The sequence below is a fragment of the Yersinia sp. 2541 StPb PI genome (assembly GCF_052217145.1).
In the GTDB taxonomy this organism is placed as follows: Bacteria; Pseudomonadota; Gammaproteobacteria; order Enterobacterales; family Enterobacteriaceae; genus Yersinia; species Yersinia enterocolitica_E.
Window position 1 is genome coordinate 4,168,841 of sequence record NZ_JAZGQB010000001.1, and the last position, 22,235, is coordinate 4,191,075.

Genomic DNA, 22,235 nt, shown 5'->3' on the forward strand with positions numbered 1-22,235 from the left:
CTTATCTCTGAGCAGGGGATCATTGCCAGCATATCCTTCCTAATAATAGAGTCTTAGCCGAGAAACAGCCTAATAACGTGATTTAGCTAACATTTACCGCATAAGGTACATATGAATTTATATGCAGATTTTACGTATAAATTTGGATGTAACAAATAATTATGGATTAACAAATAAAATACAAAAACTATTAAGAACCCGCTCTCATTGCTAATATTGGATAATAATAAGCCTGCCAATGTATCCGTCGTGTTAAATATAACCTTACTGTTTTGCATAACATACAGTACAGTTTTGAATAAACAACGTTTAAAATGAATAAAATCGATAATTTATTCATTTTTTAGTCATATCACCTTTTAAAATCGGTAGAAAACATGATTTGAGTCACAGAATGAATAAGTGTTATGACTAAAATAGCCACCATCAGTTCATTGCTCGTAAACCTTGATTAAAAAATAGAGACCTTACGTAAATGGAAAATAACAACAAAAAAATGGCGCATATAAGGCGAACAACGCATTTAATGATGCCGGCACATCGTAGTTATTTTAACTTTTCTTATTATCACTATAGATAACATCCTCCCTGCGATGACATCCACTTTTATTGGATAGTCATTGTCTATGCACAATATTTAACAAATGCGAAAAGTGTTTACGACCTTTACGTTGAGTTAACTATTGTCTGCTTTCTCCGAAGAGACTAACACTCGGTTATATTTATACGTTTATCTGATTGTGGGTTTTTATTAACCAATCGATACTCAGCCTGTGTTATTCATCTTTCAGCAGAAACATAGCTATCCTGTAAAATTTACTGTCACCTTTGTCATTAATGCTAAATGACCAGAGGATCACTGCGTCTGAAATTCAGTCACGGTGTTACGCAGAAAGCAGCCAAGACTATTAATGAATATTATTTCATTGATATGGACTGCTATACCAAAAATTTAATGGAAATTAACTTAAATAAACCAACAAATAATGTAGGCGTAATTGTCACAGGCAATTTTAGTGCGACCAGCGCATGGAAACCGGAGCGTACACCATGACCTTATAAATCATGGCTACGTGAGGATTTCGAGCACTGCTCAACCTCAAAGTGACAATTAAAATAGCCTCTTAAAATAAAAGAGAATTTATGATGAAAAAATTAAATATCGCGGCAAGTTTATCGGCAATACCTTGCTTTGAATCACAGCGCGAAGTCGTAGATGTTTTACATACCGATTTTACTGATATTGCAGCCGTGGTGCTTTCAGTTCAGGACATTAATAATGGTGTAATTGATAGCATTCATGAGTTGGGTTTAGAGATTCCAATTTTTGCCGCTGTCTGCTGTGAAGAAGAGTTGAATACCGATGTATTACCCTCTTTAAATGGGGTATTTGAACTGTGTGGTGACAATACTGATTTTTATGGTAAACAACTGGAATCAGCCGCAGAAAAATATGAAAAAGAGCTGCTGCCACCGTTCTTTAGTACATTAAAGAAATACGTGGAGATGGGTAATTCTACCTTTGCTTGCCCTGGTCATCAGGGTGGTCAATTCTTCCGTAAACACCCAGCGGGCCGCCAATTTTTTGACTTCTACGGCGAAACTATTTTCCGCTCTGATATGTGTAATGCCGACGTAAAATTAGGTGATTTGCTTATTCATGAAGGCGCACCTTGTGATGCTCAAAAACATGCAGCAAAAGTATTTAACGCCGATAAAACTTATTTCGTACTGAACGGCACTTCTGCTTCTAATAAAGTCGCTACCAATGCGCTGTTAGCGCGTGGTGACCTGGTGCTGTTTGACCGTAATAACCATAAATCCAACCATCATGGTGCGCTGATTCAGGCCGGTGCAACACCGGTATATCTGGAAACTGCCCGTAACCCATTTGGCTTTATTGGTGGTATTGATGCCCACTGTTTTGAAGAAAAATACCTGCGTGAACAAATCCGTAGCGTAGCACCTGATCGTGCTAACGAAGCGCGCCCATTCCGTCTGGCTATCATCCAACTGGGTACTTATGACGGCACCATCTATAACGCTCGTCAGGTTGTGGATAAAATTGGCCACCTTTGTGACTATATTCTGTTCGACTCTGCTTGGGTAGGTTACGAACAATTCATTCCAATGATGAAAGATTGTTCACCATTATTACTTGAACTGAATGAAAATGATCCGGGCATTATCGTTACTCAATCAGTACATAAACAACAAGCTGGTTTCTCACAAACATCGCAGATTCATAAAAAAGATAAACATATTAAAGGTCAGGATCGTTACTGCAATCATAAACGCTTTAATAACGCCTTTATGCTACACGCCTCCACCAGCCCATTCTATCCATTGTTTGCTGCTTTAGATGTTAACGCAAAAATGCATGAAGGCAAAAGTGGTCAACGCATGTGGCTTGATTGTGTTAAGACCGGTATTGAAGCACGTAAAATGATCTTGAATACCTGTAATATGATTAAGCCTTTTGTACCGGTAGAAGTTGATGGCAAACTGTGGCAGCAATATGACACCGATGCCATGGCACAAGACTTACGCTTCTTTAACTTTATTCCTGGCGAAAAATGGCATGCATTTGAAGGTTATGAAGAGTCACAATATTTTGTTGACCCATGCAAACTATTATTAACCACTCCGGGTATTGATACTAATACTGGTGAATATACAGCATCAGGGATCCCAGCAACCATTCTGGCTAACTTCCTGCGCGAAAATGGTATCGTGCCAGAAAAATGTGACCTCAACTCGATCCTATTCTTATTAACGCCAGCAGAAGACTTGGCGAAAATGCAGCACCTGGTCGCACAAATTGCCCGTTTTGAACGTTTCATCGAAGAAGATGCAATGTTAAGCGATGTATTACCTACTGTGTATCGTAATAATGAAACACGTTACAAAGGTTATACTATTGGCAAATTATGTCAGGAAATGCATGACCTTTATGTCAGCTATGATGTTAAACAGCTACAGAAAGAGATGTTCCGCAAGCAGTATTTCCCTAAAGTTATGATGAATCCACAGGATGCCAATATTGAATTCGTCCGTGGTCATGCCGAATTAGTACCATTGTGTAAAGCCGAAGGTCGAATTGCTGCTGAAGGTGCGCTTCCTTACCCACCGGGAGTATTGTGTGTAGTCCCTGGTGAAGTTTGGGGGGGTGCTGCACAGCGTTATTTCCTGGCATTAGAAGAAAGTATTAATTTACTACCAGGGTTTGCGCCTGAGTTACAAGGCGTTTATTTACAAGTCGACGAAGATGGTTGGAACCGTGCATACGGTTATATGATGAAGCAATAAGTTAACAATAATAAATTTATACCCAATTTAGTTGGCGTTACAGCCTGGCGGCAAACGAAATAATCCCGAATCACTGGTTAACATTAAGTGATTCGGGTGACAACTCTATTTGCGTGGTCCAAGTAGGATGGACCGAGTAATGATAATCGCCAACAAGGCTATAATTTCAAATAAAAAGGGATTTGACGACACCAATAACTCAAACCTGCGGGAATAAATTATTCCTGCAGTCTCTGAAATTAAAAAAGAGATAATAAAAATGAGTAAAACAAATAATAAGATGGGAGTAGTACAGCTAACAATTCTAACCGCCGTCAATATGATGGGGTCAGGAATAATTATGCTGCCAACCAAACTCGCCGAAGTCGGGACAATCTCTATCGTCTCATGGTTAGTCACCGCAATAGGTTCAATGGCACTGGCCTATGCCTTCGCCCAATGTGGGATGTTCAGCCGTAAATCCGGTGGTATGGGCGGCTATGCTGAATATGCGTTCGGCAAATCTGGCAACTTTATGGCGAACTACACCTATGGTGCTTCACTGTTGATTGCCAATATCGCCATTGCAATCTCAGCAGTAGGTTACGGCACTGAATTGTTGGGAGCGACACTAACACCACTGGGTATTTGTATTGCAACCATTGGCGTACTGTGGCTGGCAACGGTTGCTAACTTTGGTGGCGCGCGCATTACCGGGCAGATCAGTAGTGTTACTATCTGGGGGGTTATTATCCCAGTGGTCGGTATCTCAATCGTTGGTTGGTTCTGGTTTAGTGGTTCAGCCTATATGGCGGCCTGGAACCCACATGCAGTTCCCACTTTTGAAGCCATCGGCTCTTCTATCTCAATGACGCTGTGGGCCTTCCTTGGTCTGGAATCTGCTTGTGCCAATACTGATGCTGTCGAAAACCCTGAACGTAACGTTCCGATCGCCGTACTCGGTGGGACTTTAGGTGCAGCGGTTATCTATATCATCTCAACCAACGTGATTGCCGGTATCGTACCAAATATGGATTTGGCTAACTCTACAGCGCCGTTTGGCCTGGCGTTCGCTTATATGTTCACCCCTGCGGTCGGTAAAATCATCATGGCATTGATGATCATGTCCTGCGTGGGTTCATTACTGGGTTGGCAGTTCACCATCGCTCAGGTATTCAAATCCTCTGCTGATGAAGGCTTCTTCCCGAAAATTTTCTCAAAAGTCAGTAAAGCCGATGCACCCATCAAAGGGATGCTGACCATTGTTGTCATCCAGAGTGTGCTGTCCCTGATGACCATTAGCCCGTCACTGAACAAACAGTTCAACGTGCTGGTCAATCTGGCGGTAGTCACCAATATTATCCCTTATATTCTGTCGATGGCAGCGCTGGTCATTATCCAGAAAACCGCCAATGTGCCACCAGCCAAAGCGCGTAAAGCCAATATCATTGCCTTCATTGGTGCGATGTATAGCTTCTATGCGCTTTACAGCTCAGGGCAAGAAGCCATGACATGGGGTGCGATTGTTACCTTCCTTGGTTGGACACTGTACGGTTTGGTTTCACCACGCTTTGAGTTTGCAGCAAAAACCAAATAACTAGCCATAACCCTGCGGGTGGAAGGTCACTTCCCCCGCATATTTAACCAATCAGGTGCCAGTCGATAAAAAAATCAGGATACCGCAGCTGATTCCGGTAATAATGTTCCGCACCGCTACCCCCGGACTGGAATAAAATTATGTCGGACAGCCTATGGTATCTCTATCTACTGCGCACCCCCACTGGCATGCTCTATACCGGTATCACCACAGATGTAACACGGCGATTAGCCCAACATCAGGTAGGGAAAGGCGCGAAAGCGCTGCGAGGAAAAGGTGAGTTAACCTTGGTATTTCAGTGTGAGGCAGGGGATAGATCGACAGCATTGAAGTTAGAATATCGGGTGAAGCAACTCAATAAGCAGCAAAAAGAAAAGCTGGTAATTAGCCAGCCTTCTTCGTTGCTATCGTTACCTGGCGTTAAAAGCGATTAAACGGGGCAGAGAACACCACTTCACCATCAGCACCCGCCAGTGCATCTTCCGCCAACGCATAAACCTGAAAAGCCTCTTCAGTACTGGGCCAACGGCAGGTCAATTGATGACGAGCCGCTGGTACAAAACCGAAACGCTGATAATAGGCTGGAGAGCCTAGCACCACGACAGCGGCATAGCCAAACTCATTCAGAGAGTCTAGCCCTTCGTAGACCAGTTTTTCAGCCAAACCCTGGCGGCGCAACCCCTCCTCCACGGCCAGTGGTGCCAGTGCGACCCATTGACGGTCTTCACCCCCCACCTCAACCGGGCTGAATGCAGCATAACCAACCACACCGCCTTCATCGTCAGTTGCCACGATACCCAACGTCAATAAGCCATCTTCACGCAGTTGCTGTACCAGCTCGGCTTCTGCATCTTGCTTGAAGGCTTGACGCAACAGGGCGTCGATCCCCGGCGCATCCACCGGAATTTCAACCCGGATCAGCACGATGCTAATGTACGGGAAGCACTCGCCGCACCCTCTTGCTGACCTGCCTCGATAAATTCAGCCAGTTGTTGCAGGCCAACACGCAGTAGTGTTGGCATGGACTCCAACTCAATGGCATCCATTAGATTTTTGACATACAGACCCAATTCGGTATCCCCTTCAATTCGTAACCGGCGCTGGAAAAACAGCGTATCCGGATCTTCTTTACGGGCAGCGATCAAAATTAGATCGTTGGCATCACCGCTAAAGCTCACATCAGCTTCAGCCTGTTGGCTTACGACCAGCCTACCGTGTTCTACTGTCATAAACCATTGCAATGCGAGGTCTCGCACTTCAATCTTTAACCAGCGGGAGTCCAAAAATTCCAGTTCTCCGTCCAGCAGAGCCTGACGAAGTTGCCACCCCAGCACTTGCTCTATTACCTGACGTTTTAAGGCAAAGGGGGTCAATTTTAACGGACCCCGCAGTAGCGCCGGCCCTTGACGCACCAGACGTGCTCGTAGTTCTCCCAACACAGGCAGACTCCTTTTTGGTGATATCCCCTTTGTACTTGAAGCCGCAGGGGTGTTGGCTACCTGCAATTCCAATTACTTTGGGTATCAATCTGCATAAAATAAAGTTCTATTTTGCCACATTAGCAAAACCGGAAAGCGCGTTATATCGATAAATTTTGCACCAAGTTATCGCTGAAAGTATTGCTAAATATCAGAAGAATGACACCAATGCCAAAGAAACTGCCTTAAATCAAGGTCCGGGGGGAGCAGGTTAACTAGAATCGCCACTCGATAAAATTTTCATCGCCACGAATATCATCTTCGGATGGGGAACAATAATTGCCAGCGGTAACCTCAGCAAGGCGAGCCGTTGACTCATTCAGGAAAACTCTATGGAGCTGCTTTGTCCTGCCGGCAACTTACCCGCATTAAAGGCCGCCATCGATAATGGTGCCGACGCGGTTTATATTGGCTTGAAAGATGATACCAACGCCCGCCATTTCGCTGGCCTCAATTTCACCGATAAAAAGTTGCAGGAAGCGGTCAATTACGTTCATAGCCGCAAACGTAAACTGCATATCGCCATTAACACCTTCGCCCACCCTGACGGTTATTCCCGCTGGCAGCGGGCGGTGGATATGGCGGCACAGCTTGGGGCGGATGCCCTGATCCTGGCTGATTTGGCCATGCTGGAATATGCCGCCGAACGTTACCCGGAGGTTGAGCGCCATGTATCGGTACAGGCGTCGGCTACCAATGATGAAGCTATCCGCTTTTATCAACGTCATTTCGATGTGGCGCGAGTGGTTTTACCACGCGTACTGTCAATGCATCAGGTGAAACAACTGTCGCGTACCAGCCCGGTGCCACTGGAGGTATTTGCCTTTGGCAGCTTATGCATTATGGCTGAAGGGCGTTGCTACCTTTCTTCCTATTTGACCGGTGAATCACCCAATACGGTCGGAGCCTGCTCTCCAGCGCGCTTTGTTCGCTGGCAGCAAACCCCACAGGGGATGGAGTCTCGCCTTAATGAAGTGCTGATCGACCGTTATGAAGATAATGAGAATGCCGGTTATCCCACCCTGTGCAAAGGCCGTTATCGGGTGGACGGTCAGCGCTATCATGCGTTGGAAGAGCCAACCAGTTTGAATACGCTTGAGTTATTACCGGAGCTGTTTGCTGCCAACATTGCGTCAGTGAAAATTGAAGGCCGCCAACGCAGTCCAGCTTATGTCAGCCAGGTTGCCAAGGTCTGGCGACAGGCGATTGACCGCTATCAGGCCAACCCCTCGCAGTTTGTCGCCAAAGCGGAATGGATGGAACAACTGGGCGCAATGTCCGAAGGTACTCAAACTACATTGGGTGCTTATCATCGTAAGTGGCAGTAGCCGGAGGAAACATGAAGTACGCCTTAGGCGCAGTACTCTATTACTGGCCAAAAACTGATATCGAAACCTTTTACCAAGCTGCGGCCAACAGCAGCGCCGACATTATTTATCTCGGTGAGAATGTCTGTACCAAACGCCGTGAAATGAAGGTGGGTGACTGGTTGGCACTTGCTAAAGAAGTGGCTGCCAGTGGCAAACAGGTGGTAATTTCCACACTGGCGCTGCTGCAAGCACCGTCAGAGTTGAATGAATTAAAACGTTATGTGGAAAACGGTGAGTTTTTGCTGGAAGCCAATGACCTGGGGGCGGTGAATATGGCCGCTGAACGTGGCTTACCCTTTGTTGCCGGCCATGCCCTGAATTGCTACAACGCTTATACTCTGCGAATTTTACACCGTCAGGGCATGATGCGTTGGTGTATGCCGGTTGAGCTATCACGTGACTGGCTGGTTAATGTGCTGCAACAGTGCGAAGAGCTGGGGTTCCGCAATCAGTTTGAGGTAGAAGTATTGAGCTACGGCCACCTGCCGCTGGCTTATTCTGCCCGTTGCTTCACCGCGCGCTCAGAAGACCGAGCCAAAGATGAGTGTGAAACCTGCTGCATCAACTACCCACAAGGGCGGCCGGTATTATCACAAGAAGACCAACAGGTATTCATCCTAAACGGTATTCAAACCCAAAGTGGCTACTGCTATAACCTCGGTAATGAACTGATTTCCATGCAAGGATTAGTGGATATCGTGCGACTCTCTCCGCAAGGTCTAGATACGCTGACAGTTATCGAGCAGTTCCGGGCTAATGAGCAGGGATTGAGCCCACTCATCTTGACCGATAAAGCCGACTGTAACGGCTACTGGCGGCGTCTCGCGGGGCTGGAATTGGTGTCATAAGAACCCATCGGGCGTAGCACTACGCCCGTATCATTCTATGCGCAGGCATTCTTACCCAGTCACTCGATATAGCTACTACCACGAATCGTAGGGTCCATGGCGTTCTCTTTTTCATCGCTTCAATCATCCTTTTGCCGCCGCATTTATTCCCCCTTGCCAAACCACGATTTAGATTATGCTTTTATAGGTGATAGTCGCGCACTGTATGTGGCTTCTTATGTGCGTATTAATGCGGCTAGCCCCCTGTTTGGATTAATAAATTAGTGCGTTCGCCCTTCAAGCGACTCGACATAAGGTTAAGATGGACGATTCTATGACTGACAAAAAGACAGTTCCGCTTTCAGTGCTTGATTTATCGCCGATAGCGCAAGGCAAGACACCACGAGAGGCTTTTCATGCTTCGCTGAGTCTGGCTCAACATGCTGAAAAGTGGGGATATCACCGCTATTGGCTCGCTGAGCATCATAACATGACAGGTATTGCCAGCGCGGCGACCTCAGTACTGATTGGCTATATTGCCGGAGGTACCAAGAGCATCCGTGTCGGCTCCGGCGGCGTCATGCTACCTAACCACTCACCACTGGTGATTGCCGAACAGTTTGGTACCCTCGCCTCTCTCTACCCAGACCGTATCGATCTCGGCCTTGGCCGTGCTCCCGGCAGTGACCAACGCACCATGATGGCACTACGCCGCCATCTGTCCGGTGAAGTGGATAACTTCCCCGCCGATGTTGGCGAACTGCAAAACTACTTTGCTGAAGTACAACCGGGGCAAGCGGTACAAGCCGTGCCTGGGCAGGGTTTGCATGTTCCATTGTGGCTACTGGGGTCCAGCCTGTATAGCGCTCAATTGGCTGCGGCCATGGGCCTGCCGTTCGCCTTCGCCTCACATTTCGCACCAGATATGTTATTCCAGGCGCTCAAGCTCTATCGGGAAAACTTCAAGCCGTCCATTCAATGGCCAAAACCCTATGCTATCGTTTGTGTGAACGTGGTGGCTGCAGATAGCGAGCGCGATGCCCATTTCCTGTTTACCTCCATGCAGCAGCAATTTGTCAATTTACGCCGCGGCACGCCAGGTCAACTACCGCCACCAGTAGAAAACATGGATAATATCTGCTCACCCGCCGAACAATTTGGTGTCGATCAGGCGCTACGCCTATCTATTATTGGTGATAAAAGTAAAGTGCGGCATGGGCTTCAGTCATTACTGCGGGAGACCCAGGCTGACGAATTGATGGTGAATGGCCAGATTTTCGACCATCAGGCACGACTATATTCATTTGAAATAGTTGCAGGATTACAGCCAGAGTTACAAGCTGTTGAGCACCTATAACCCGCCAACTGAAGCAAAATTATAGACATAAAAAAACCAGCCCAAGGGCTGGTTTTTATTTTTAATCATCAGAAATGATTAAGACTTATGCGTCACCAAAACGACGGCGAGTAGGTGCCGCTGCTGCTGGCGCTGGCGCATCTTCACGACGCGGAGCTGCTGAGCGCTGACCATCACGGTTGCCACGACGTTGTTCGCCACCACCGGCTGGAGCACGGTCACTACCGAATGAACGACGAGGAGGAGCACCTGCTGCGCCATCACGACGTTCGCCACCGAATGAACGGCCACCACCACCACGACGCTCACCACCGGCACCAGCACCACCAGCAGGACGCTCACGGCGTTCATGTGGCTGCGCATCACCCAACAACTGCATGTTCAGCGGTTTGTTCAGGATACGGGTACGGGTGAAGTGAGATAACATTTCGCCCGGCATGCCTTTTGGCAACTCGATAGTTGAATGCGAAGCAAACAGCTTGATATTACCAATGTAACGGCTGCTGATGTCGCCTTCGTTAGCAATCGCGCCAACGATATGACGAACTTCAACACCATCATCACGGCCCACTTCAATGCGGTACAGTTCCATCTCACCAACATCACGACGTTCGCGACGTGCTGGACGCTCACCACCATCACGGCTGTCAGCGCGGCTGTCAGGGCGAGGCTCACGACGACTGTCACCACGATCACGGCCACGATCGCTACCACGGTCATCACGGGAATTGAATTCACGCTGCGGACGACGCGGAGCTTCTGGTGGCAGAATCAGAGGACGTTCGCCCTGTGCCATTTTCAGCAGTGCAGCAGCCAGGGTTTCGAGATCAAACTCTTCTTCTGGTTGCAGCTTAGCCAGCAATGCACGGTACAGGTCCAAATCACTGCTTTCCAGCTGTTGGCCAACTTTAGCAGCAAACTGAGCTAAACGACGTTCACCCAACAATTCGGGGTTTGGCAACTGAACTTCTGGAATAGTCAGTTTCATGGTGCGTTCAATGTTTTGCAACAGACGGCGTTCACGGTTCTCAACGAACAGCAACGCACGACCAGCACGACCGGCGCGACCAGTACGGCCGATACGGTGAACGTAAGACTCTGAATCCATAGGGATATCATAGTTTACGACCAAGCTGATACGGTCAACATCCAAACCACGTGCCGCAACGTCAGTTGCAATCAGAATATCCAGACGGCCATCTTTCAGGCGGTTCAGTGTCTGCTCACGTAAAGACTGGTTCATGTCACCGTTCAAGGCAGCGCAGTTATAACCGCTACTTTCCAAGGCTTCAGCCACTTCCAGTGTGCCATTTTTGGTACGCACGAAGATAATAGCTGCATCGAAATCTTCAGATTCCAGGAAACGTACCAGTGCTTCGTTTTTGCGATAGCCGCCACCCACTCTCCAGAAGCTCTGGCTGATGTCAGGGCGGGTAGTCACGCTAGACTGAATGCGGACTTCCTGTGGATCTTTCATAAATTTACGGGTAATACGACGGATCGCATCTGGCATAGTCGCAGAGAACAGTGCGGTCTGATGTTCAGCCGGCATCTGCGCCAGAATGTTTTCGACGTCTTCGATAAAGCCCATACGCAGCATTTCATCTGCTTCATCCAACACTAAACCGCTCAGGTTGGACAGGTTAAGAGTACCGCGTTTCAGGTGGTCTAACAGACGACCTGGGGTACCAACAACAATTTGTGGCCCCTGGCGCAAAGCGCGTAATTGAACGTCATAACGCTGGCCGCCGTAAAGGGCTACAACGTTGACGCCATTAATGTGTTTAGAGAAATCAGACAATGCCTGTGCGACCTGAATAGCCAACTCACGGGTTGGTGCCAGCACCAGAACCTGTGGAGCTTTCAGCTCAGCTTTAATATTGTGTAACAGCGGCAAACCAAACGCGGCTGTTTTACCACTGCCTGTTTGCGCCATGCCGAGAACATCACGGCCGTTTAACAGGTGTGGGATACATTCCAACTGGATAGGAGATGGTTTTTCATAACCAAGATCAGTCAGAGCAGAAAGAATAGGAGCAGATAGCCCCAGATCAGCAAAAGAGGTTTCAAGCTCAGTAGTCATGTACACGTGCCTCATTAATAATGGCAGCCAGTCTACATAACTCGTCGAGAAAATTTTCAGTCATTTTCATTGAAAAGTGTGAACCGGCTCAAATTAGATTATAAAACGAACAAAAAGGCCATCACCTGTTAGGGTGATTAACATTGGTAAAAACCAAGGTAGTCAGGCTAATAGTTGTTCGTCAGCTATTGCTGGTCCGATTCCGATAGGTCGTCTTGTTCTTGGCCCAAAAGCGCCAATTCCAACAATGCATAGCGGTGCTCAACAAAATTATGAACGTTGTTAGCTACCGTCAGTTTGAACAGCGCCGAAGCGGTGTCCTTGTCCCCCAGACTTAGGTAATGTTTACCTAAATAGAAGTCAGTTTCACTGAGATGCTCAGCGAGCGAAGTGTTATCCATTGCATCTGACTTGAGCCTTTCCATCAGCGTTTTTTCGCTGATCGTGCCCAAGTAGAATTCGACAATATTCCATCCCCATTGCCCTCTGTCCGATTTTTCATAGCGCTGTTGTAACGCTACTGCAGCCGCCTTGGGATCGATTTCTCTTTCCACCAGATACAGCCATAACGAACGGAAGGGATCATTTGGATCGTCTTGATAAAACGCCTGCAGATCATCCTGCGCCAACGGGAGTCGACCGCCATAATACAGAGCGATACCCCGGTTTAAACGCGCGTAATTGTAAGTTGGATCAAGCTCTAGTACAGAATCAAACGCTTCATAGGCAGCATCAAAATTGCCTGCCTGCGTTAAATAAATGCCCAGATAGTTAAAAACTTCTGGCATATCAGGACGAATAGCTAACGCTTGCGAAAAATCATTTCGCGCTAGTGCCCGTAGCCCGAGGCTATCATACAGCACTCCGCGCTCATATAAAAGCTGCGCGCGCTCATCATCCGTAAGTGCCCGACTTGCAAGGATTTGTTCCATGCGAGCCAGAATCACTTCCTGCTGCAACGTAGGTTGCAACGGGATAGCCAACACCTCGTCTTTACGCCAATCATGGTTGCTGCATCCTGCCAGCATGAGTGCTGTCGCAACGTAACACCAGCGCAAGAAAGGCTTCATTTCCTACTCCCGAAGACAAACATTGGATAAATATCCTTTCATCCATTTGTTTAACACAAGAGCATCCTGCCCTCGAGATAACACAGCCCCTCACCAGAGGTAAGGAGCTATGGAATACTTTATTACTCTGCTGCTTCTGGTGCCGGAGCTTCTGCGTCAGGAGTAGTGGCTTCTTTGATGCTCAGGCGGATACGGCCCTGGCGATCAACTTCCATTACTTTAACTGGCACTTCTTGGCCCATTTGCAGATAGTCAGTCACTTTCTCTACACGCTTGTCAGCGATTTGAGAAATATGAACTAAACCTTCTTTACCGCCGCCGATTGCCACAAATGCACCGAAATCAACGATACGAGTTACTTTACCCGCATAGATACGGCCCACTTCGATTTCAGCAGTGATTTCTTCGATACGACGGATAGCGTGTTTCGCTTTATCGCCGTCGGTTGCTGCAATCTTAATGGTGCCATCATCTTCGATTTCAATGGTAGTGCCAGTTTCATCAGTCAGCGCACGAATCACAGAACCACCTTTACCGATCACATCCTTGATTTTCTCAGGATTGATTTTCATGGTGTAGATACGTGGAGCAAACTCAGAGATATCACCACGAGGTGTGCTGATAGCCTGTTCCATAACACCCAGAATGTGCAGACGCGCACCCTTGGCCTGGTTCAGAGCCACCTGCATGATTTCGCGGGTAATACCTTCAATTTTAATGTCCATTTGCAGTGCAGTAATACCGTCACGGCTACCGGCCACTTTAAAGTCCATGTCGCCCAAGTGATCTTCGTCACCCAGAATATCAGACAGAACAACAAAGTTTTCGCCTTCTTTAACCAGACCCATCGCGATACCCGCAACAGCGGCTTTAATTGGCACACCTGCATCCATCAGGGCCAAAGAAGCACCACAAACAGAAGCCATTGAGGAAGAACCGTTAGACTCGGTGATTTCAGAAACCACACGAACAGTGTAAGGGAACTCGCTCGGGCTTGGCATTACTGCCAGTACACCACGTTTCGCCAGACGGCCATGGCCAATCTCACGACGCTTAGGTGAACCAACCATACCTGTTTCACCAACACAATATGGAGGGAAATTATAGTGTAGCAGGAATGAGTCAGTACGCTCACCCATCAGCTCATCAATATTTTGCGCATCACGGGCAGTACCCAGTGTTGCAGTAACCAGCGCCTGAGTTTCACCACGGGTGAACAACGCAGAACCATGGGTACGTGGCAATACACCAGTACGCACATCCAGACCACGGATCATGTCTTTTTCGCGGCCATCGATACGTGGCTCGCCACGCAATACGCGGCTACGAACGACGTTTTTCTCAACATCGCCCAGAATGTCATGAATCTCGCTAGCATCTAAAGATTCATCTTGTGCCAACAGCGCTTCAGTGACGTCAGCTTTAATAGCATCAACCTGAGTATAGCGCTCTTGTTTCTCAGTGATACGATAAGCATCACCCAGACGAGCTTCTGCCAGCTCAGCAACACGCGCGTGCAGCGCTTCGTTAACTGGCTCTGCATGCCAATCCCACTTAGGTTTGCCAACTTCAGCAACCAGAGCGTTGATATTCTCAATCACAACTTGTTGTTGTTCGTGGCCGAAGATGACCGCGCCTAACATTTGATCTTCAGACAGAATCTGTGCTTCTGATTCAACCATCAATACTGCGTCAGCAGTACCGGCAACAACCAGATCCAAGCGGCTCTCTTTCAGCTCATCGGTCGTTGGGTTCAGCACATACTGGTCGTTGATGTAACCAACACGAGCAGCACCAATTGGGCCGTTAAATGGAATACCTGACAGGCTCAGCACTGCTGAGGCACCAATCAGTGCCACGATGTCTGGGTTAACTTGTGGGTTAACAGAAACAACGGTCGCAATCACCTGCACTTCGTTCAAGAAGCTGTCTGGGAACAGTGGGCGGATCGGACGGTCAATCAGACGTGAAGTCAGTGTTTCGCCTTCACTTGGGCGGCCTTCACGACGGAAGAAGCTACCTGGGATACGGCCAGCAGCGTAAGTACGCTCCTGATAGTTAACGGTCAGAGGGAAGAAGCTCTGACCTGGCTTGGCTTTCTTTTGGCCAACAACAGTCACAAATACTGCGGTGTCGTCCATGCTTACCATTACAGCAGCCGTTGCCTGGCGAGCCATCATACCGGTTTCAATGGTAACGGTATGTTGACCGTACTGGAATTTACGAATAATCGGAGTCAGCAAAATAGTATCCTTATACTATGCGGTGCCGGATCGTATTGACGACCTCATCCACCTGTTACTAATATCTTCACACTGCATCCTCGCGACTAATGACAATCCTTAACTCTAATTGAGTTAAAGTCTCTCATTAGCCGCGCGAACCTCTGCACCGGAAGATCCTATTTATACCCGTCATCTTTCGGTATGTAGCTGTGTTGGCTGCGTTCAATCAGCCGAATCACTTACTTATGTAAGCTCATCGGGACTCTTTCGCTTGCCGCCTTCCTACATCTCGAAATCTATTGGGTAGACAAATCCTATAGAACAACAACAATATACTAACGTATTTTATCATTGCTTCTTAGAAAAAAGGGGCCAATTTGGCCCCTTTCTCCCGAAACTCGCAGACTTAGCGACGCAGACCCAGACGCTCGATCAGGGAAGCATAACGTGCTACATCTTCACGCTTCAGGTAGTCCAGCAGCTTACGACGCGTGGATACCATACGCAGCAGACCACGACGGCTGTGGTGATCTTTTTTGTGCTCGGAGAAGTGACCTTGCAAATGGTTAATTTGAGCAGTCAACAGAGCAACCTGAACTTCGCTTGAACCGGTGTCATTGGTACCGCGACCGAAGTCAGCAACAATTTTAGCTTTCGCTTCAACACTTAGAGACATGATACAACTCCAAATATATAGATAAATTAAAACAGGCGCCGATCTCTAATTCAGCAACCCAATATGTAAGCCGCACTATTCTACTCTTTGCACTGCGGAATCGCAAGGTAGCCGCCTTCCTGCAACTCGAATTATATAGAGTATGGCCTACAGTGCATCTTCCTGCGCCTCTACTACCAGGCGTTTGGGTGCAACACGGCCATCCTCTGCGATAGTGCCGATACCAATGAAGTTACGCTCTTCGCCTTCAGTGATACGGACCATACCTTCGCTTGGCGCGCCAGCAACATGCACCGGTTGCCCTTGCTTTACATAGGCTGCAACAGCAGGTAACAGATTGACTTCAGGGAAGTTTAATACTGCACTGTCCATCGGTAGCAACAGTAAATCCAGCTCTGGATTTGGTGAGCGCTCTTCTGCCTGTGCCACTTCAACTATGGCAGTCAACTGCTCTAAAGTCACCATGCGATCACTTGGGTAAGCGGCCACTTGCAAACGACGCAGATAGCTAACATGTGCCCCACAGCCTAATAATTCACCCAAATCATCAACAATAGTGCGAATGTAGGTACCTTTTGAGCAATGAATTTCCAGCTCAAGATCATTGCCTTCCCAGCGGATAAACAGCAATTCATACACGGTAATGCTACGGGCGTCGCGCTCTACTTCAATCCCCTGCCGGGCATATTCATACAACGGTTTACCTTGATGCTTCAGTGCCGAATACATGGAAGGTATCTGCTGGCTATCGCCGCGGAAACTATCCAGAGCAGCATCCATCTGCGCCTGAGTGACGTTAACTTCACGCTCACTGATTAACGCACCTTCGGCATCCGAAGTATCTGTGCGCTGGCCCAAACGGGCAACCACCAGGTAGCGCTTATCAGAATCCAGCAAGAATTGAGAGAATTTGGTCGCTTCACCAAGACAGATAGGCAACATACCGGTCGCCAGTGGATCGAGTGCACCGGTATGGCCTGCGCGGTTAGCGCTAAAGAGACGTTTTACTTTCTGCAAAACGTCATTAGAGGAGAGGCCCAGCGGCTTATCCAATAACAGAACGCCGTTAATGTCACGGCCGCGACGACGTGGACGCCCCATTACTTCTCCTCGTCGTTACCTGGATTAACCTGACGTTCTACATCATTTTTGATGACGTTAGTCACCAGGTTAGACATCCGCATGCCTTCAATCAATGAGTTATCATAAGCGAAGGTCAGTTCCGGTACGATACGCAAGCGCATCGCTTTACCCAGCAGAGTGCGGATATAACCAGAGGCATCTTGCAGTGCTTTAATGCCATTTTTAACTGTATCCGGGTCTGCGTTATCGGTTAACACATTCAGGAAGGTCACAAAGACTTTAGCGTAAGCCAAATCACGGGACAGCTCGATACCGGATACGGTAGCCATGCCAACACGTGGGTCTTTGATTTCGCGTTGTAAGATGAGTGCGATCTCTTTTTGCATTTCCTGCGAAACACGTTGAGAACGGCTGAATTCTTTTGCCATTTGGATTCTCCAGACAAATTGGGGGGCCAAGGCCCCCCAAATGGATATAAGCAGATCTGAGGCGATTAATCGATAGTACGTTTGATTTCGATAATTTCGAAGACTTCGATCACATCACCAGTACGGACGTCGTTATAGTTCTTAACGCCGATACCACACTCCATACCATTACGAACTTCGTTAACGTCATCTTTGAAGCGGCGCAGAGATTCCAGCTCGCCTTCATAGATAACCACGTTGTCACGCAGAACACGGATTGGATTGTTACGCTTAATCACACCCTCAGTAACCATACAACCTGCAATGGCGCCAAATTTCGGTGATTTAAACACATCACGAACTTCAGCCAGACCAATGATTTGTTGTTTGTACTCAGGTGCCAACATACCACTCATCGCCTGTTTGACTTCGTCGATCAGGCTATAAATTACTGAGTAGTAACGTAGATCCAGACCTTCAGTTTCAACGACACGACGGGCTGAAGCATCAGCACGAACGTTAAAGCCAAGGATGATTGCGCCAGAAGCTGCGGCCAGTGTTGCGTCAGTTTCGGTGATACCACCAACGCCTGAGCCAACAATACGCACTTTCACTTCATCGGTAGACAGATTTTCCAGTGAATCACAGATAGCTTCACAAGAACCCTGTACGTCAGACTTGATTACGATGTTCAGTTCAGAAACTTCGCCTTCGGTCATGTTAGCAAACATGTTTTCCAGCTTAGATTTCTGCTGACGAGCCAGTTTGACTTCGCGGAATTTGCCCTGACGGTACAGTGCAACTTCACGAGCTTTCTTCTCATCACGAACCACGGTCACTTCATCACCGGCAGCAGGAACACTGGACAGACCCAGGATTTCAACCGGAATAGACGGACCAGCAGACGTGATATCACGGCCCAACTCGTCACGCATCGCACGTACACGGCCATACTCAAAGCCACACAGTACGATATCACCTTTGTTCAAGGTACCTTTCTGAACCAGCACGGTAGCAACAGGGCCACGGCCTTTATCCAAGAAGGATTCGATAACCACACCGTTTGCCATGCCAGTACGAACTGCTTTCAGTTCCAGAACTTCAGCTTGCAGCAGGATTGCGTTCAACAATTCATCAATACCGATACCAGCTTTCGCAGATACGTTGATGAACTGAGAGTCACCGCCCCACTCTTCTGGCTGGACACCGTACTGAGACAGCTCGGTTTTAACGCGGTCTGGATCAGCTTCTGGCTTATCGATTTTGTTCACTGCAACCACAACCGGCACTTTCGCCGCTTTGGCATGCTGAATAGCTTCGATAGTCTGTGGCATCACGCCATCGTCGGCTGCAACAACCAACACCACGATATCAGTCGCCTGAGCACCACGGGCACGCATTGAAGTAAACGCGGCGTGTCCTGGGGTATCCAGGAAGGTGATCATGCCGTTTTCAGTTTCAACGTGATAAGCACCGATGTGCTGTGTAATACCACCGGCCTCACCTGACGCCACTTTCGTGGAGCGGATGTAATCCAGCAGAGAGGTTTTACCGTGGTCAACGTGGCCCATGATGGTCACAACCGGAGCGCGGTGCTCGGCTGCGGCTTCAGCGCCAGTATCACGGTCGCTCATCAAAGCTTCTTCCAGTTCGTTTTCACGACGCAGAATCACTTTGTGGCCCATCTCTTCAGCAACCATCTGTGCTGTTTCTTGATCGATAACCTGGTTAATGGTTGCCATAGCACCCAGTTTCATCATTGCTTTGATGACCTGAGAGCCTTTAACAGCCATTTTGTTTGCCAGTTCAGCAACTGTTACAGTCTCACCAATCACAACATCGCGGTTAACCGCAACAACAGGCTTGTTGAAGCTCTGTTGAAGTGTGCTTGGTTTACGTTTGCCTTTACGGCCAACAGCACGTGCTTCTTCACGATCAGCTTTAGACTCGGAGAGTTTATTGCCTTTTTTCTGCTTAGTTGCTTTACCACCACGAGTGCGGCTACGGCGATCACCTTCAACTTTGGCGTCGTTTTCGTCTTCCGCGGCGCGCGCATGTTGTGAGGTGGTTACATGGTAGTCAGCAGACTCAGTCTGCTCAGCCACAGGTGCTGGCCATTTACCTTCGTTTTCGGCTGCCATTTTACGGGCTTCCTCAGCAACGCGTTTAGCATCTTCCTCGACCTTACGGCGTGTTTCTTCTTCTACTGAGCGTTTCAGCTCGGCAGCTTCAGCTTCACGGCGTGCTTTATCGGTCTGAGCTGGCTTGATTTTTTCGTCGGTTTGTTGATTCGTCACTTTTTCTTTTTCCGCTGCTTGGCGTTTAGCTTTTTCAGCGGCCTCACGTTTGGCTTGTTCTTCGGCCGCACGTTTAGCTTTTTCTTCAGCGATTTTCTGCGCTGCTGCTTCCGCTTCACGTTGTGCCTGCTCTTCCGCTTCACGCTGTGCCTGCTCTTCCGCTTTAGCTTGTTCAGCTTCCGGCGTATTTACATAAGTGCGTTTCTTGCGGACCTCGATTTGCACCGATTTACTTTTTCCGCCGGTGCTCGGAATATTCAAGGTGCTACGCGTTTTGCGTTGCAACGTGAGTTTATTCGGCGCACTACCGTGTTCACGGTTTAAGTGCGCCAGCAATGTTTCTTTTTCTTGCTGGGTAACTGAGTCTACTTCAGACTTCTTGATCCCTGCATCAGCAAATTGCTGTACCAGGCGATCAACTGGGGTCTGAATCTCAGCTGCCAGCGATTTTACGGTTACATCTGTCATGCTGTTCCTTCCTGCTACAGTTTATTACGCGTTATCGCCAAACCAACAGATATTACGTGCGGCCATAATCAGCTCGCCGGCTTGCTCATCGCTAAGCCCTTCAATATCTGCCAGATCGTCGATACCCTGCTCGGCAAGATCTTCCAGCGTACACACACCGCGCGCAGCCAATTTGAATGCCATGCTACGTTCCAGACCCGCCAGGTTCAGCAGATCATCAGCGGGTTTTTGGTCGCCAAGACTTTCTTCTTGTGCCAGGGCCAGCGTGGTCAATGCAGCTTTGGCGCGATCACGCAGCGCTTCAACCGTATCTTCGTCAAGACCGTCGATTTCCAGAAGTTCTTTCATTGGCACGTAAGCCAATTCTTCCAGAGAAGAGAAACCTTCCTCTACCAATATGGTGGCAAAGTCCTCATCGATATCAAGATATTTGGTGAAGGTATCAATAGCGGCATGAGCTTCGGCCTGATGCTTCGCCTGAAGATCGTCCGCCGTCATTACGTTCAGTTCCCAGCCACTCAGTTGTGCTGCTAAACGTACGTTCTGGCCGTTACGGCCAATTGCCTGTGCCAAGTTGCTGGCTTCAACGGCAACATCCATCGTGTGTCTGTCTTCATCAACCACAATAGACGCAACATCAGCTGGCGCCATGGCATTAATAACAAACTGGGCTGGATTATCATCCCACAATACAATATCAATGCGCTCGCCGCCAAGCTCGCTGGAAACAGCCTGAACTCGGGCACCACGCATACCGACACAAGCACCGACTGGATCGATACGTTTGTCGTTGGTTTTGACCGCAATTTTAGCACGCGAGCCAGGATCACGGGCGGCAGCTTTAATTTCGATCAATTCTTCGCCAATTTCTGGCACTTCAATACGGAACAGTTCGATCAGCATTTCAGGACGTGAACGGCTGACAAACAACTGAGCACCGCGAGCTTCTGGACGCACGTCATACAGAACACCACGGATACGGTCGCCTGGACGGAAGTTTTCACGCGGTAGCATGTCTTCACGGCCAATAACGGCTTCAGCATTGTTACCCAGATCCAGTGCAATACTGTCACGGTTAACTTTTTTCACCACACCGGTAACAATTTCGCCCAGATACTGACGGAACTGATCAACCACCATAGCACGTTCGGCTTCACGTACTTTCTGTACGATGACCTGTTTAGCTGTTTGGGTTGTGATACGGTCAAAAGTAACAGATTCAATCTGGTCTTCGACATAATCACCCAACTGGAGGGTTGGATCTTCATATTGAGCCGCATCCAACGTGATTTCACGCGTTGGCATGGTAACTTCGTCAACTGCGACCCAACGGCGGAAAGTGTCGAAATCACCGGTTTTACGGTCGATGCTGACGCGAACTTCAATTTCTTGTTCGTATTTTTTCTTGGTCGCTGTCGCTAGAGCGGTTTCCAACGCCTCAAAAATCTTCTCGCGCGGAAGGGATTTCTCATTGGAAACTGCTTCTACAACAGCCAGAATCTCTTTGTTCATCCTAGTTGCCTCATCCAAACTTTAAAAGTGGGGTACCAGGTTCGCTTTCTGGATGTTGCTCAGCGCGAACACTTCATCTTTTCCATCCACAGTAACCGTGATCATTTCACCATCAACGGCTTTAATAATGCCCTGCCATTTACGGCGGTTCTGCATTGCCATACGCAAAACCAAAGTGACTTCTTCACCGAGGTAACGAGTATAATGTTCAGCGGTGAACATAGGGCGATCAAGGCCCGGAGAGGAAACTTCTAAGTTGTAAGCGACCGTAATTGGATCTTCTACGTCCAATACAGCGCTGACCTGGTGGCTGACATCAGCACAAGCATCAACAGTGATTCCGTCGTCACTATCAATATAGATTCGTAGCGTCGATTGGCGCCCCCGGATGAACTCGATGCCGACTAATTCATAGCCTAAAGCCTCAACCGGTGCTGAAATTATCTCTGTTAACTTTTGTTCTAATGTGGACAAGCCCACCCCCAAGACATAAAAAA

At 48.1% G+C, this 22,235-nt stretch carries 19 protein-coding genes; 7 read left to right on the forward strand and 12 right to left on the reverse strand.

The annotated features are described in order from the left end of the window. Nucleotides 1–496 precede the first annotated feature (496 nt). From speFL to V1953_RS18690, 4 genes are all read left to right on the forward strand, one after another. Nucleotides 497–580 (forward strand): leader peptide SpeFL, encoded by an 84-nt coding sequence (speFL, locus tag V1953_RS18675; protein ID WP_223300551.1) that lies wholly within the window; start codon nucleotides 497–499, stop codon nucleotides 578–580. 566 nt (nucleotides 581–1,146) lie between these two features. Then, nucleotides 1,147–3,309 carry an ornithine decarboxylase SpeF gene (speF, locus tag V1953_RS18680; protein ID WP_372569846.1) on the forward strand — a complete coding sequence of 721 codons (2,163 nt, stop codon included), beginning with the start codon at nucleotides 1,147–1,149 and terminating at the stop codon, nucleotides 3,307–3,309. A 259-nt stretch (nucleotides 3,310–3,568) separates the two neighbouring features. Continuing rightward, the gene (gene potE / locus V1953_RS18685; protein ID WP_102970482.1) at nucleotides 3,569–4,885 is read left to right on the forward strand and encodes a putrescine-ornithine antiporter; all 1,317 of its coding nucleotides are present in this window, start codon (nucleotides 3,569–3,571) and stop codon (nucleotides 4,883–4,885) included. Between the two features lie 140 nt (nucleotides 4,886–5,025). Then, a complete protein-coding gene (locus tag V1953_RS18690; RefSeq protein WP_083160882.1) occupies nucleotides 5,026–5,319 on the forward strand; it encodes a GIY-YIG nuclease family protein in 294 nt (97 codons plus the stop codon). Here V1953_RS18690 and V1953_RS18695 read toward each other — a convergent pair. After that, nucleotides 5,306–5,809, reverse strand: a complete 504-nt coding sequence (locus V1953_RS18695; RefSeq protein WP_083160884.1) for a GNAT family N-acetyltransferase — start codon at nucleotides 5,807–5,809, stop codon at nucleotides 5,306–5,308. The genes V1953_RS18690 and V1953_RS18695 overlap by 14 nt on opposite strands. After that, a complete protein-coding gene (gene ubiT / locus V1953_RS18700) occupies nucleotides 5,803–6,324 on the reverse strand; it encodes a ubiquinone anaerobic biosynthesis accessory factor UbiT (RefSeq protein ID WP_083160886.1) in 522 nt (173 codons plus the stop codon). The genes V1953_RS18695 and ubiT overlap by 7 nt, the downstream gene beginning before the upstream one ends. A gap of 371 nt (nucleotides 6,325–6,695) precedes the next feature. Between ubiT and ubiU the strand changes: the two genes are divergently transcribed. From ubiU to V1953_RS18715, 3 genes are all read left to right on the forward strand, one after another. After that, on the forward strand, nucleotides 6,696–7,691 hold the full coding sequence (gene ubiU / locus V1953_RS18705; protein WP_083160887.1) for a ubiquinone anaerobic biosynthesis protein UbiU: 996 nt from the start codon (nucleotides 6,696–6,698) through the stop codon (nucleotides 7,689–7,691). Between the two features lie 11 nt (nucleotides 7,692–7,702). Then, nucleotides 7,703–8,581, forward strand: a complete 879-nt coding sequence (locus V1953_RS18710; RefSeq protein WP_083160888.1) for a U32 family peptidase — start codon at nucleotides 7,703–7,705, stop codon at nucleotides 8,579–8,581. 313 nt (nucleotides 8,582–8,894) lie between these two features. Next, nucleotides 8,895–9,917 (forward strand): luciferase-like monooxygenase, encoded by a 1,023-nt coding sequence (locus V1953_RS18715; RefSeq protein WP_083160889.1) that lies wholly within the window; start codon nucleotides 8,895–8,897, stop codon nucleotides 9,915–9,917. Between the two features lie 85 nt (nucleotides 9,918–10,002). On the opposite strand, the gene V1953_RS18720 is transcribed toward V1953_RS18715, so the two are convergent. From V1953_RS18720 to rimP, 10 genes are all read right to left on the reverse strand, one after another. Then, nucleotides 10,003–12,000 (reverse strand): DEAD/DEAH family ATP-dependent RNA helicase, encoded by a 1,998-nt coding sequence (locus tag V1953_RS18720; protein ID WP_372568584.1) that lies wholly within the window; start codon nucleotides 11,998–12,000, stop codon nucleotides 10,003–10,005. After that, entirely contained in the window at nucleotides 11,990–12,070 is an 81-nt protein-coding gene (gene yrbN, locus V1953_RS18725) for a protein YrbN (protein ID WP_096335046.1), read from the reverse strand. Before yrbN ends, V1953_RS18720 begins: the two co-directional genes overlap by 11 nt. Nucleotides 12,071–12,185: 115 nt before the next feature. Next, nucleotides 12,186–13,070, reverse strand: coding sequence for a lipoprotein NlpI (gene nlpI, locus V1953_RS18730; RefSeq protein WP_083160891.1), 885 nt, complete (start codon nucleotides 13,068–13,070; stop codon nucleotides 12,186–12,188). Nucleotides 13,071–13,192: 122 nt separating this feature from the next. Further along, nucleotides 13,193–15,313 (reverse strand): polyribonucleotide nucleotidyltransferase, encoded by a 2,121-nt coding sequence (gene pnp / locus V1953_RS18735; RefSeq protein WP_083160892.1) that lies wholly within the window; start codon nucleotides 15,311–15,313, stop codon nucleotides 13,193–13,195. 388 nt (nucleotides 15,314–15,701) lie between these two features. Beyond that, nucleotides 15,702–15,971: a 30S ribosomal protein S15 gene (rpsO, locus tag V1953_RS18740; RefSeq protein ID WP_050085613.1), complete on the reverse strand. Its 270-nt coding sequence runs from the start codon at nucleotides 15,969–15,971 to the stop codon at nucleotides 15,702–15,704. Between the two features lie 147 nt (nucleotides 15,972–16,118). Beyond that, a complete protein-coding gene (truB, locus tag V1953_RS18745; protein WP_083160893.1) occupies nucleotides 16,119–17,072 on the reverse strand; it encodes a tRNA pseudouridine(55) synthase TruB in 954 nt (317 codons plus the stop codon). Continuing rightward, entirely contained in the window at nucleotides 17,072–17,482 is a 411-nt protein-coding gene (gene rbfA / locus V1953_RS18750) for a 30S ribosome-binding factor RbfA (protein WP_032816249.1), read from the reverse strand. The genes truB and rbfA overlap by 1 nt, the downstream gene beginning before the upstream one ends. Nucleotides 17,483–17,547: 65 nt before the next feature. Then, a complete protein-coding gene (infB, locus tag V1953_RS18755) occupies nucleotides 17,548–20,226 on the reverse strand; it encodes a translation initiation factor IF-2 (RefSeq protein WP_083160894.1) in 2,679 nt (892 codons plus the stop codon). 24 nt (nucleotides 20,227–20,250) lie between these two features. Continuing rightward, on the reverse strand, nucleotides 20,251–21,738 hold the full coding sequence (gene nusA, locus V1953_RS18760) for a transcription termination factor NusA (protein ID WP_083160895.1): 1,488 nt from the start codon (nucleotides 21,736–21,738) through the stop codon (nucleotides 20,251–20,253). Nucleotides 21,739–21,759: 21 nt separating this feature from the next. After that, the gene (gene rimP / locus V1953_RS18765) at nucleotides 21,760–22,212 is read right to left on the reverse strand and encodes a ribosome maturation factor RimP (protein WP_002222054.1); all 453 of its coding nucleotides are present in this window, start codon (nucleotides 22,210–22,212) and stop codon (nucleotides 21,760–21,762) included. Nucleotides 22,213–22,235 lie beyond the last annotated feature (23 nt).